Raw genomic sequence first — 12,623 nt, 5'->3', positions numbered from 1 at the left:
TATATAAATATATGAAAGATAAAATATATAAGCTTAGCCTATGTCTTGCCCTGCTCTGTGGGGTATGGGCAATCAGTGCACCGCCGGCCTACAGCTATAGCATCCTGACGCACCAGGCCGTGGTAGATGCCGCCTGGGAGAAAAGCCTGCAGCCCTTGCTGAAACACCGCTATCCGGGGGCTACGGCCGATGAATTGCAGCAAGCCCATGCGTACGCCTATGGTGGGGCTATTGTGCAGGACATGGGCTATTTTCCCTTTGGCAGCGTGCTTTTCACAAACCTTACCCATTATGTCCGGAGCGGCGATTTTGTGACTAACCTGATCCGGGCCTCCACCACGCTGGATGAGTATGCCTTTTCGCTGGGTGCCCTGGCCCACTACAATTCCGATATTTACGGTCACCCTATCGCTACCAACAAGGCGGTTGCGCTGGTATACCCTAAATTAAAGCAAGCGCATGGCCAAGAGGTAACGTATGCCGAGGATCCGGTGTCGCATGTCAAAACAGAGTTTGGGTTTGATGTGCTGCAAGTGGCCCGTGGTAACTACGCCTCAGAGGAATACCAGCGTTTCATCGGGTTTAAAGTCGCGGACAAGTCCCTGGAAAAAGCCTTTGTCGAGACCTATGGCCTTGAGTTGAGGGATGTGTTCCTGAGCCTGCCCATGGCCATTGGGAGTTACCGCTATACCATCCGGGGCATCTTCCCGGACCTGACCAAGGCCGCCTGGCAAGCAAAGCAGTCAGAGATACAGGAGGCCAGGCCAACGGTTACCCGGCAGGGCTTTATCTACCGCATGAGCCGCAACAGCTACCACGAAGCGTGGGGGCGCGACTACGAACGGCCGGGCTTGTTTACCCGATTGGTGGCCTGGGTTATTCGGGTGCTGCCCAAGTTAGGACCGCTCAAGCCGCTTGCCTTCACACCTCCCACGCCCGAAGCGGAAGAGCTTTTTTACAAAAGCTTTAACACCACAGTAGACAACTATAGCGCGCACCTAAACCACATGGAGCGGCAGGAACCGAAGCTTCGGAACATGGAGTTAGACACCGGCAAGCCTACCAAGCGGGGCACTTATGCCTTGGCGGACGAGACGTATGCAGAACTGTTGAAGAAACTGGCGAAAAGAGATTTTAAGGACATGTCGCCGGACCTCCGCGAGAACCTGCTGACTTTTTATGCCGGCGCCAAGGCCGCGGTCCCATCCAAAGACAAGAAGGAGGCTGAGAAGGCCGCCAAAGAATGGGAAGAGACAAGCGCTTACCTGCTCAAGTTAAAATCCGTGCAACTTTAACGAGAATGGTGCCATGGTTTCTTGTACTCGTTTTAGACTGTAAGCAGTATCAGGCGACAGGCTGTTTTAACCTGGCTGCAGGCACTCAGCGCTAAAAATTTACGCTTAGGTGTAACTATATTGCGTTATAATCGATAAAATATAGCGGGGCTCCTTCTTGGGCGGAACGCGTGATGGCAGGACCCTAAAATTGTATTTTAACTTAAGCAGAGTAAAACCATGGAAAACAACCTAAATAATAAATCAGCACAATCCAGTTCACAGTCAAGAACCGGTTCTTCACAGAATTCAGCTAATACCAGCAACAGCTCAGCGCAAGGTAGAAGCAGCCAGCAGGCAACATCCGGCAGTGATAGTATGAAGAACATTCAGGATAAGCTGCAGCAGTACTCTGGCCCGATTGCCAAGAAGATAAGCAGCCTGACAACCACCCAAAAAGTTGTGGGAGGTTCTTTGTTGGCGCTAGGTGCGGGCTGGATGGCCATGAGCACAAAAAACAAGAACAAGCTGAAAAGCAAAGCAAATGACTTGACAGCTAATGCGAAGCACAAAATGAGCTCTAAGAAGTCCGATCAACCGTCTTATAGCAGCAACGCCAACAGAAGCGGAAGTTCTTCTATTGACGCTCGTGTAAAATAGAATTGAGCTAGCAAGCTGCTTAGGCAGTAAGCACAGAAACAGCAAAGCCAGGCATGTATGTGTCTGGCTTTGCTGTTTCTGTGCTCTTCTGTTTCATGCTTTTGCCACAAGCATTACTGGCGTAGTTCCGTAGTACAGGTAGATTATACCAGGCTCACCTCTAACTCTAAACTCTATGAATGAAAAAATAAGGCTTCAGTTTGATGAAAAGCAAAGCAGAAACCCTGAGGGGAAGCATGTGCGCAATGGTCTTTCCACGGCTTTGCGCACGGGCAATAGCCTGTGGCTGAGTTGTGATGAGCGCATCACCATCGAACGCCTCACCCTGAACAGCGAAGGGGAATTCGGCAATCACAAATCGTTCGACCTGAGCGATTTTATAGAGTTGCCCGGCGGCAATACCGAAATCGACATTGAGGGTATGGCTTTGGCGGGGCATTATATATGGATCATCGGGTCGCATAGCCTGAAGCGCAAGAAGCCGCACAGCCACGACCCGGTGCCAAAGCAGATCAAGAGCCTGGCAAAGATCAAAAACGACCCTAACCGCTACCTGCTGGCGCGTATTCCGGTAGCCGTAGACGAGGCAACCAATGAGTACACACTCCTGAAAGAGTGCAAACACCCGGACCAGCCAGATAGGATACTGCGGGCGGCACAGCTGCGGGGCACCACTACCAGCAGCCTGCTAACCGATGCCCTGCAAAACGATGAGCACATCGGGCCTTTCCTGGCTATACCCAGCAAAGACAATGGCCTGGACATAGAGGGGCTGACGACCAGTGACGACCGCATATTTATCGGGCTGCGCGGGCCGGTGCTCCGGGGCTGGGCCATTGTGCTGGAGATCGAAACCGAGGAGGATGAACAGGGCACGCTGCACCTGAAGCAGCTCACCAAGCAGCATCCTTACAAAAAGCACTTCCTGCACCTGCAGGGCAAAGGTATCCGGGAACTGCGCATCTTCGGAAACGATATGTACATCCTGGCTGGCCCTACTATGGATCAGGACGGTGTGATTGCGATGTACCGCTGGCCAGGCGCGCTCACTAACACAGCGGAAGAATCAATGGTGCACAAAAAGGATTTGGAGCGCCTTTGCGAAATTCCGCACGGCACAGGAGCGCACTCAGGCAAGGACAAGGCCGAAGGCCTGGCCATACACGACGACAAGCACGTCTTGGTTGTGTTCGACAGCCCAATAGACGAGAGGCTGATAGGGGAAAACGGCGTACTGGCCGATATCATCCAGGTAGTGTCGTAACCTTAGCAGGCTTGGCGGGCTATATAAGTGTAAATCAAAACGGAAGACAAGATGAACAACATACTAACAGCTGTTGCAGGCGGCCTGGCAGGCGCCTGCGTCGTGACGGCGGTGCACGAGGCAATGAGAAGAGTGAACCCGGACGCGCCGCGAATGGATGTGCTGGGCATGCGCTCTATCTCTAAACTAATGCAAAAAGCAGATTTGGAGCCACCGCAGGATCAGGATAAACTCCATACGTGGGCACTGGTAGGCGACGTGGTTTCTAACTCTTTATACTATAGTCTGGCGGGCACAGGCAAAAGCGCCTGGTGGCGCGGAGCCGTATTGGGGGCCGCTGCCGGAGCGGGTGCCGTACTGCTGCCGGGGCCGTTAGGCTTAGGCGAAAAGCCAAGCAACAAGACCACCGAAACGCAGGTAATGGCAATAGGGTACTATCTGCTGGGCGGGCTGGTGGCTGCGGCTGTGGGGTATGCACTCAGCGAAGCAGAAGAAAAATAAAATCTATTTGCAGCAAAACAGCAGCGGGAACCATATCCATGGTTCCCGCTGCTGTTTTTATACTGAATTTGTGTACTATTCTTCGCTGTCTATGGGAGGCGTAGTGGTACTACTGGGCGTTTCATTGGGAGGCATTGCCTGGTTTTCTGCCGTATCCAGAGGGCTTACGTTTTCGTTGGTGCTCGTGCCCGTTCCCATGCCATTCAATTCACCGTCTACTTCGCTGGCGGAAGTTTCGGTGTCTACGCCGGTTGTGGTCTCGCTAGAGCAGCTGGCAAGTCCTCCGCCGGTTAAAATTGCTGCTGTTAGCACTGCTACATATGTTTTTTTCATCAGTTTCTGGGTTTTAGGTTGCTTACAACTTCTCTTGTACGTGCCAGCCAGGCTTTTTGGTTAAAGTAGAGTTGGCGCATGCCAGAATCAGGCCCAGGTGCCGGGTTCGTTCCCGCTCAGGAATTCGAGACAGCCTGGGACAGGTACTCCGTCTTGGCGGCCTCCAGTTCTGTAAAGATTTCCTCACGCTGTGCCCGAAGGTGTAGTACCAGGTTCTGCCGCTTTACAAACTGGCGAAGCAGGAGCCAGTGGGCCTGTGTATGGCGCAACACGCTCCAGTAGTGCAAAACATAAAAACCGCTCAGGGGCAGGCTCAGGAAGTACAGGGTAGCCTCGGGCCAGGGGACGGGTAGGAATTGGCGTACGAGCCATACCTCCAACAGATAAAAGAGCGGAAAAGAAAAGATGCCCACCGTTAGCATGATCGGGGCAAACCACTCCTCTTCTTTCGTAACGGCCCGTGCCACCTTGGAGGGTATGATGTAAGGGATATAGTTGTGCAGCAGCCCAAACAAGTAAACCGGGAAGCCCAGGGTCAGGTAGAACAGCTGCAACAGGCTTTGGCGCAGCACCTTTTTGTGGCGCATACCCATAATCTCGTCTTTTAGGCGCAGGCGCTTGAGTTGCAGCATGTACTCGTTCAGCTTGTGTTTGAACGCTGCCACGCGCTCAGGCTCTTTCTGGCTGAAATAGTAAATGCCGTTGATGATAGCCTTGGTCAGCAAAAATTCGCGCACATGCTGCGGGGCATCCGATGGCACGGTAGCCAGTAGTTGTTCTTTGTAAACATCCTCGATGTGGCGGGCCAGCATGTCCTCTTCATCGGTAGGGGTATGGATGATCAGTTTCTCGAGCCGTTCCCGGATCTCCTCGGTGAGGGCAACTGCTGTCTGGTGCCCGTTCTGCCTGTACTCGTCCACATAGGCTGCTACCTCAATCGGTTCCCCCACGTTTACAAACACATTGCTAAGGAAGCGGCTGGGGGCAGAGTAATTCAGGCCGACAGGCAGTATTTTTATACCCAGTGCGTCGGTTGCCTCGGCACTTAGGGCAATGCGGGCCGTACCTGTTTTTATCTTGCGCAGGCGGCGCTGGTTAAAGCTGTTGCCCTCCGGGAAAATGAGTAAGGTTTTGCGCTGCTGCAACGCCCGAAAGCTTTCGGCAAAGGCCTCTTTGTTGCTGAAGGGCGCCTCCGGGTTGTCCTCGCGGCGGTGAATCGGGATCAGGTGCATTTGGCGGAGCATCCAGCTCTGGAAAGAGGAGCCAAACACAGTGCTCTTGGCGATGAAGAAGACAGGCTGCCGCAGCAAGGATGCGATCACGATCGGGTCCATGAACGTGTTCGGGTGATTGGACACCACCAGCAAGGGCCCCTTTGTTTGCATCGCGGCTCTGTTGCGCACCTCAAACCGGCGGAAGAAGACCCAAAGGCCCACTTGGTAGAGCAGTTTAAGGATGGCGTACAGCATAAGGGCAGCAGGTCTCGAAGAATAGTTAATTACCTATGTTTCTGGAGAGCAATATAGGCATTTTCGCCACAGTGCCTGCGGTTAAGCGCAACGGATATGGTGGAATAACTTTGAGGAGTATAACCTGTGGGTTAAGCCTCCACCGACACCAGCCACTCGTATGCCGAGGTCAGGTCCTCGAAAACCTGCACCTGGAAAGTAGGCGGAAAGCTGGCTTTTTTCAGGAAGGAATACAGTTGCTTCGTGGCTTTCTCGTCGAAACTCCTGATGATGGCAAACCGCTTGAGCGGGAGTTGAGTAAAATCCTCCGCTAGTACCTTCAGCGACCACTCCAGATCCTCGGGGCTGAGTGCAGGCAGCAGGCGCCTGTCTGAAATGGCATACGGGATGTTCATGGCGCGCACATAGTGCATGATCATCTCCACCGCTTCGCGATACTCCTGACTATTGCATCCGCAATACCACTGACTCACCAAAACCCGGTGTGCTGCATAGTATTCTAGATGCAGGTAGGGAGCGTTGAAAAGAACCATAGGGGGTGGTTTTATAGGTATTTACATATACTAATATTAAGAATAAAACTTCAGGTAGCCAACTTTTTTACTCGTTATTACTGCTGTTTGAATCAGAAAATCAGCCTGTTGAGATTATCTTGTGGTGTGAGCTGCCTGTTTTAAAAAGTGACGAAGTGCAAAACCCGCCAGCTTGTGCGCTATTACTAGCATACTAGCTGGCGGGTTTTGCCTGTACTGCGTTGCAGAAAACTTATTTGGTACGGAGCGTATTGGCATTGCTGCCGTCTAGCTTGCGGGTTTCTTCCTCGGTTTTGGCAGCAGCGTTCCCACCTTCCTCCTTGCCCTCAAAGCCCCTTTCGATAATGTCTGTTTCCGCTTTTTTCATGTGCGTGAGCGGCTCCGGGTTCTCGTCGGGCAGGCGCTTGCTCTCATCGGCATTCGTGATGATCTCATCATTCTTAGGTGTTTCCATGTTCTTCAGTTGTTAAGGTATAATGCTGTTTACGCAATCCGGGTACTTTGTGTGCGGAGGCTATGAAAACCGATACGCGGCGTAATGGGGTATAAACTGGATCTTGATAACCCCATTCCGCCGGAGGGGTATAAGAGAAGCGAGTGGCTTATTAATAAAATGGCAAAAAAAGCATCCTTTATTATAGTTATGCGCCTTGCAGGCCACTAATTTTCAAATAGAGCAATTTTCCTTTTGCCTACTTTAACATTTTGCCTTAACTTCGGGCAATTTACACATACCGATCCAAATGCCTAAAGACAACAGTATCAAATCCGTTCTCATTATTGGTTCTGGTCCTATCATTATCGGCCAGGCCTGCGAATTCGACTATTCCGGCTCTCAGGCCGCTCGCTCCCTTAGAGAAGAGGGTATTGAGGTAATACTTATCAACTCCAACCCGGCAACGATCATGACTGACCCTGTCACGGCAGATCATGTGTACTTAAAACCGTTGGAGAAGAAGTATATCATTGAGATTTTAGAGAAGCACCAGATTGACGCAGTGTTGCCTACCATGGGTGGCCAGACGGCGCTTAACCTCGCCATCGACTGCGACAAAGCCGGTATCTGGAAGAAGTATGATGTAAAAATCATCGGCGTGGACATCAAGGCGATTGAGACGACCGAGGACCGTGAGGAGTTCCGCTTGAAAATGCTGGAGCTTGGCGTGAACGTGTGCAAGGGCGAGACGGCCACCTCTTTCCTGGAAGGTAAGGAGATTGCGCAGGAAATCGGCTTCCCGCTGGTTATCCGCCCGTCGTTTACGCTGGGTGGCTATGGCGGTGGCTTCGTGAACACGCCTGAGGAGTTCGACGCGGCCCTGACCCGTGGTCTGCATGCCTCGCCAACGCACGAGGTATTGGTGGAGCAAAGCATTATGGGCTGGAAAGAGTATGAACTGGAACTGCTCCGCGACAACATCGGAAACGTGATCATCATCTGCTCCATCGAGAACTTTGACCCGATGGGCGTGCACACCGGCGACTCGATCACAGTGGCCCCGGCCATGACCCTGCCCGACACGGTATACCAGCAAATGCGCGATTTGGCCATCAGGATGATGAACGGCATCGGGCAGTTTGCAGGCGGCTGTAACGTGCAGTTCTCCGTGAACCCTGAGGACGACACCATCATCGCCATCGAGATTAACCCGCGTGTTTCCCGTTCTTCGGCGCTGGCCTCCAAGGCAACAGGCTACCCGATCGCGAAGATTGCGGCGAAGCTGGCCATCGGGTATAACCTGGACGAGCTGAAAAACGCCATCACCAAAACCACCTCAGCTTATTTCGAGCCTGCGCTGGACTACGTGATCGTGAAGATACCGCGCTGGAACTTCGACAAGTTCCCGGGTGCTGACCGCAAGCTGGGCCTGCAGATGAAGTCGGTGGGTGAGGTGATGGGCATTGGCCGCACCTTCCAGGAGGCGCTGCAGAAGGCCTGCCAGAGCTTGGAGATAAAGCGAAACGGCATCGGCGCGGACGGCAAGGAGAAGACCAACTACGACGAGCTGATTTATAGCCTCGCCAACCCAAGCTGGAACCGTTTATTCAGCATTAAAGATGCCATGCGCATCGGTATACCTACCAGCACCATCCAGAAACTCACAAAAATCGACCCATGGTTCCTGAACCAGATCGAGGAGCTGGACGTGATGGAAAAGGAAATAGAGAAGTATAGCCTGGCCACCATACCGGCAGAGTTGCTGCGCGAGGCCAAGGTGAAAGGCTACGCCGACCGCCAGATTGCGCACCTGCTGCGTTGCAAAGAGAGCGAAGTGCACAGCGTGCGCACGGAACTAGGCATCAAGCGGGTATACAAAATGGTGGATACCTGTGCGGCTGAGTTCGAGGCCAACACGCCATACTACTACAGCACCTTCGACGGGGAAAACGAGAGCATGGTATCTGACCGGAAGAAAGTGGTAGTGCTTGGTTCCGGCCCTAACCGCATCGGGCAGGGCATCGAGTTTGACTACAGCTGCGTGCACGGCGTACTGGCGGCGAAAGAGAGCGGCTACGAAACCATCATGATCAACTGTAACCCTGAGACGGTTTCGACAGACTTCGATATCTCAGATAAGCTGTATTTCGAGCCAGTGTTCTGGGAGCATATCTACGACATTATCCTGCACGAGAAGCCGGAAGGCGTGATTGTGCAGCTAGGTGGCCAGACGGCCCTGAAGCTGGCGGAGAAGCTGGAGCGTTTCGGTATCAAGATCTTCGGAACAAGCTATCAGGCCCTGAACCTGGCGGAAGACCGCGGCTCGTTCTCGGCACTGCTCCGCGACCTGAGCATTCCATACCCGCCGTTTGCGGTAATCGAGACGGCAGAGGAGGCCCTGCAGCTGAGCAAGGAGCTGAGATTCCCGCTGTTGGTGCGCCCAAGCTATGTGTTGGGTGGCCAGAACATGAAGATCGTGATCAACGAGAAAGAGCTGGAGTCGCATGTGATCGACCTGCTGAAGGATCACCCGGGCAACAAGGTGCTGCTCGACCACTTCCTCGACAACGCCATAGAGGCCGAGGCCGACGCGATTTGCGACGGCGAGGACGTATATATCTGCGGTATTATGGAGCACATCGAGCCGGCCGGTATCCACTCCGGAGACTCTTATGCGGTGCTGCCTCCGTTTGACCTGAGTGAGAACGTGCTGAACCAGATCGAGGAGTACACCAAGAAGATTGCAGTGGCCCTGCAAACTGTTGGCGTAATCAACATCCAGTTCGCGATCAAGAACGAAACGGTATACATCATCGAGGCGAACCCGCGTGCCTCACGCACCTTCCCGTTCATTGCCAAGGCCTACCGCGAGCCATACATCAACTACGCGACCAAAATCATGCTGGGCGTGAACAAGGTGAAGGACTTTACCTTTAACCCGTATAAGCACGGGTATGCCATCAAGGTGCCGGTGTTCTCTTACAACAAGTTCCCGGAAGTGAACAAGGAACTGGGGCCAGAGATGAAGTCCACGGGCGAGGCGATTTACTTTATCGATGACTTGCAGGACGATTACTTCACGCAGGTTTACTCAGAGCGTAACCTGTATCTGAGCAAGTAAGCTTCGAGGCATAAATCACAAGCAGCGCCCTTCCCTAAAATGGAGGGCGCTGCTTTTTATAGTGCCCGCCTCTCGTGGTGGAACTAAGCACCTCCGGGCTGCATTTCAAAACTATACTCCCTATCTTTGCAGGAGTCGGCCAATACGGCAGGTAACAATCTTCTGGCAACAGAGTTGTAAAGGAAGGACAGGTACTGTTTTTGCAGTCAGCCACTATGAAATAACGCATTCTTATGATCAAGTATATATTAACCACCATTCTCATCATTTACCTTATTCGCCTGGTCGCGCCTTTTTTGTTCAGGTGGCTGCTGGCGCTGTTCGTGAAGAAAAGCATCCGCAACGGTACATTTTTCAACATGAACCCCCACCAACAGCAGCGGCAGCACAGCAATGGCAGCAGCAGCCAGCATACCCACACCAAGAGCGGCGTAAAGATAGATTACATACCCGAGCAGCCGGAGCGCAAGGATTTCAACGGCGGGGAATACGTGGATTATGAAGAAGTAAAATAAAACTGTTAACTTTCAACCTCTATTGTTCTGAGGTTTTTGAAAGACATGACAACCACTTCCTTTGATTTCAAGCGCGATGTGCTCCCGCACCTGATCGCTGTTCTTATTTTCCTGCTCCTGACGGCGGCTTATTTCTCGCCGGTGCTTTTCCAAGACAAGGGCCTGGCCCAGCACGACATCCTGCAGTTTAAGGGTGGGGCCAAAGAGATACAGGACTACCGCGCCGCCACCGGCGAGGAGGCCCTCTGGACCAACTCCATGTTTGGCGGCATGCCCGCTTACCTTATTCAAACGCACTTCCCCGGCGACTGGGCCGGCTATATCCATGACGTGCTGACGTTTAACCTGCCAGCACTGGCGGGTAACATTTTCATCACGCTGCTCTGTGCCTATATTTTGCTGGCCGCCATGGGCATGAGTGCCTGGTTGGCCATTGTGGGGGCTGTCGCCTTCTCCTTCACCTCCTATAACTTTATTATCCTGGAGGCAGGCCATAACACCAAATCCCTGACGATTGCCTACATTCCGATGGTGCTGGCGGGCTTGATCTATGCGCTGCGCCGCAACCTGTGGGTAGGTGCCGCGCTTTTTGCCGTGGGCCTGGCCATGAACCTGCACTTCAACCACCTGCAGATGACCTACTACATGCTGCTGCTGGTGCTGGTGTTTGCCGTGGTGGAGGTGATCTACGCCATCAAGGAGGGCACTTTTTCCGAGTTACTGAAACGGGGTATGGTGCTGCTAGTGGCAGCGGTGCTGGCTGTTGGCGTAAACTTCGGCCGCCTTTATACCACTGCCGAGTACAGCGAGCACAGCATCCGGGGCAAGTCGGAGCTGACGCAGCCAAACAGCGGGCAGGATGTGGGCAGCGGCCTCGACCGTGAGTATGCCTTCAACTGGAGCTATGGTATTGGCGAAACCATCACCCTGCTGATTCCTGACTTTTATGGCGGGAGCTCCAGCGCCCCGCTCAGCACCGACTCCGAAACGTATAATGCCTTCGTGAAGATGGGCGTGCCGCCTGTGCAGGCCGAGCAGATGATGCAGCAGGGCCTACCCATGTATTGGGGCGCGCAGCCCATGACGAGCGGGCCGGTGTATGTGGGCGCCATCGTGTGCTTCCTGTTTGTGCTGGGCCTCTTTATCGTGAACCGCCGCTGGACAAGCTGGCTGGTGGCCGGCACCATTCTCTCCATTATGCTGGCCTGGGGCAAGAACTTCGAGGCGTTCAACTATTTCATGTTCGATCACTTCCCGCTCTACAACAAGTTCAGGGCAGTGGCCTCGGCGTTGGTGATTGCCCAAATCACGATGCCTTTTCTGGCTATCCTGGCCCTTTGGAAGTTGTTGCGCGAGCGCGATACAATCAAGGACCTGGACAAGAAGCTCCTGATTTCGGGGGGTATCACAGTGGGCATCTGCTTGCTGGTATGGCTTTTTGCGGGCAGCGCCAGCTTTACGTCCGACACAGACCAGCGCCTGATCCAAGCGCAGTTCCCGATTGATGCCATCCGGGCCGACCGCGAGGGTATGATGCGCTCCGACGCCTTCCGCTCGCTGGTGTTTATCCTGCTGGCGGGTGGTGTGCTTTACTTCTATCTGAAAAACAAGCTCTCGGCCACTGTGGCCATTGCAGGGGTTGGGGTGCTGACTCTTGTGGACCAATGGGCTGTAGACAAGCGTTACCTCAACAACAACGACTTCCAGGCGCAGGTAGTGGAAAACTATTTCCAGCCAACGCCTGCCGACCAGCTGATCCTGCAAGACAAAGACCTGAGTTATCGCGTGATCAACCTGCCAAACCCTTTCAACGACGCCCGCACTTCCTACTTCCATAAATCCATTGGAGGCTACCATGGTGCCAAATTGCGCCGTTACCAGGATGTGATCGACCGCCATATCTCTCAGAACAACCTGGAGGTATACCGCATGCTGAACACGCGCTACGCCATCACCGGAGATTCAAAACAACCAGTGCAGCGGGTGCCGGGTGCTTTGGGCAATGCCTGGTTTGTGGAGGAAGTAAAGCCTGTGCAGTCGCCGGATGAAGAGCTGGAGGCACTTACCATGTTTGACGCAGGCGCAACCGCCGTGGTGGACATAACCAAATTCCCGGTAGAGCGGCGCAATTACGTTGCTGAGATTGGCACGATTAACCTGACCGAGTACCAGCCAAACTACCTGAAGTATGAGTACACCGCCAAGGAAGAAGCTTTGGTGGTATTCTCCGAGATTTATTATGCCGACGGCTGGCAGGCTTACCTCGATGGGCAGCCGGTAGACCATTTCCGGGCAAACTATATTCTGAGAGCGATGGAAGTGCCGGAGGGCAAGCACACCATCGAGTTTAAATTCGCGCCGAAGGCCTATACTTTAGGAAACACCGTTTCTTTGGTGTCTTCTATCCTGCTGGTGCTGGTAATTGCGGGCGCTATGGTATATGCAGTGAAGAAAAATCCGGTAGCCGAACCTGTGGCCGAGAAAGTTTAGGGGCTGGCTCTGAGTCTGATTTCAACA

At 53.3% G+C, this 12,623-nt stretch carries 11 protein-coding genes; 7 read left to right on the top strand and 4 right to left on the bottom strand.

Features of this window, described 5'->3' with window-relative positions; genetic code table 11:
* Positions 1-11: 11 nt before the first annotated feature.
* From ACXYMU_RS19850 to ACXYMU_RS19835, 4 genes are all read left to right on the top strand, one after another.
* Entirely contained in the window at positions 12-1,295 is a 1,284-nt protein-coding gene (locus ACXYMU_RS19850) for a zinc dependent phospholipase C family protein (RefSeq protein WP_458988169.1), read from the top strand.
* 357 nt (positions 1,296-1,652) lie between these two features.
* Positions 1,653-1,934: a hypothetical protein gene (locus tag ACXYMU_RS19845; protein ID WP_458988168.1), complete on the top strand. Its 282-nt coding sequence runs from the start codon at positions 1,653-1,655 to the stop codon at positions 1,932-1,934.
* 175 nt (positions 1,935-2,109) lie between these two features.
* Positions 2,110-3,198, top strand: a complete 1,089-nt coding sequence (locus ACXYMU_RS19840; RefSeq protein ID WP_458988167.1) for a DUF3616 domain-containing protein — start codon at positions 2,110-2,112, stop codon at positions 3,196-3,198.
* A gap of 51 nt (positions 3,199-3,249) precedes the next feature.
* Complete coding sequence (locus ACXYMU_RS19835) at positions 3,250-3,699, top strand: hypothetical protein (RefSeq protein WP_458988166.1); 450 nt, start codon at positions 3,250-3,252, stop codon at positions 3,697-3,699.
* A gap of 75 nt (positions 3,700-3,774) precedes the next feature.
* Here ACXYMU_RS19835 and ACXYMU_RS19830 read toward each other — a convergent pair whose 3' ends face one another.
* From ACXYMU_RS19830 to ACXYMU_RS19815, 4 genes are all read right to left on the bottom strand, one after another.
* Positions 3,775-4,032, bottom strand: a complete 258-nt coding sequence (locus ACXYMU_RS19830; protein WP_458988165.1) for a hypothetical protein — start codon at positions 4,030-4,032, stop codon at positions 3,775-3,777.
* A gap of 116 nt (positions 4,033-4,148) precedes the next feature.
* Positions 4,149-5,501, bottom strand: coding sequence for a lysophospholipid acyltransferase family protein (locus ACXYMU_RS19825; protein WP_458988164.1), 1,353 nt, complete (start codon positions 5,499-5,501; stop codon positions 4,149-4,151).
* A 131-nt stretch (positions 5,502-5,632) separates the two neighbouring features.
* Complete coding sequence (locus ACXYMU_RS19820; protein ID WP_458988163.1) at positions 5,633-6,034, bottom strand: hypothetical protein; 402 nt, start codon at positions 6,032-6,034, stop codon at positions 5,633-5,635.
* 232 nt (positions 6,035-6,266) lie between these two features.
* A complete protein-coding gene (locus tag ACXYMU_RS19815) occupies positions 6,267-6,488 on the bottom strand; it encodes a hypothetical protein (RefSeq protein WP_458988162.1) in 222 nt (73 codons plus the stop codon).
* A 289-nt stretch (positions 6,489-6,777) separates the two neighbouring features.
* Between ACXYMU_RS19815 and carB the strand changes: the two genes are divergently transcribed.
* From carB to ACXYMU_RS19800, 3 genes are all read left to right on the top strand, one after another.
* Entirely contained in the window at positions 6,778-9,591 is a 2,814-nt protein-coding gene (gene carB / locus ACXYMU_RS19810) for a carbamoyl-phosphate synthase large subunit (protein ID WP_458988161.1), read from the top strand.
* A 233-nt stretch (positions 9,592-9,824) separates the two neighbouring features.
* Entirely contained in the window at positions 9,825-10,106 is a 282-nt protein-coding gene (locus tag ACXYMU_RS19805; RefSeq protein WP_458988160.1) for a DUF4834 family protein, read from the top strand.
* Between the two features lie 45 nt (positions 10,107-10,151).
* A complete protein-coding gene (locus ACXYMU_RS19800) occupies positions 10,152-12,596 on the top strand; it encodes a YfhO family protein (protein WP_458988159.1) in 2,445 nt (814 codons plus the stop codon).
* Positions 12,597-12,623: the final 27 nt, after the last annotated feature.

The sequence above is a fragment of the Pontibacter sp. CAU 1760 genome, from assembly GCF_054482735.1.
This window is presented reverse-complemented; position numbering and strand designations above follow the sequence as displayed.

What these genes read in the sequence shown, in the direction of transcription:
- ACXYMU_RS19850 (WP_458988169.1), top strand. Translation starts at nt 12, where the DNA reads ATGAAAGATAAAATATATAAGCTTAGCCTATGTCTTGCCCTGCTCTGT.
- ACXYMU_RS19845 (WP_458988168.1), top strand. Translation starts at nt 1,653, where the DNA reads ATGAAGAACATTCAGGATAAGCTGCAGCAGTACTCTGGCCCGATTGCC.
- ACXYMU_RS19840 (WP_458988167.1), top strand. Translation starts at nt 2,110, where the DNA reads ATGAATGAAAAAATAAGGCTTCAGTTTGATGAAAAGCAAAGCAGAAAC.
- ACXYMU_RS19835 (WP_458988166.1), top strand. Translation starts at nt 3,250, where the DNA reads ATGAACAACATACTAACAGCTGTTGCAGGCGGCCTGGCAGGCGCCTGC.
- ACXYMU_RS19830 (WP_458988165.1), bottom strand. Translation starts at nt 4,032, where the DNA reads ATGAAAAAAACATATGTAGCAGTGCTAACAGCAGCAATTTTAACCGGC.
- ACXYMU_RS19825 (WP_458988164.1), bottom strand. Translation starts at nt 5,501, where the DNA reads ATGCTGTACGCCATCCTTAAACTGCTCTACCAAGTGGGCCTTTGGGTC.
- ACXYMU_RS19820 (WP_458988163.1), bottom strand. Translation starts at nt 6,034, where the DNA reads ATGGTTCTTTTCAACGCTCCCTACCTGCATCTAGAATACTATGCAGCA.
- ACXYMU_RS19815 (WP_458988162.1), bottom strand. Translation starts at nt 6,488, where the DNA reads ATGGAAACACCTAAGAATGATGAGATCATCACGAATGCCGATGAGAGC.
- carB (WP_458988161.1), top strand. Translation starts at nt 6,778, where the DNA reads ATGCCTAAAGACAACAGTATCAAATCCGTTCTCATTATTGGTTCTGGT.
- ACXYMU_RS19805 (WP_458988160.1), top strand. Translation starts at nt 9,825, where the DNA reads ATGATCAAGTATATATTAACCACCATTCTCATCATTTACCTTATTCGC.
- ACXYMU_RS19800 (WP_458988159.1), top strand. Translation starts at nt 10,152, where the DNA reads ATGACAACCACTTCCTTTGATTTCAAGCGCGATGTGCTCCCGCACCTG.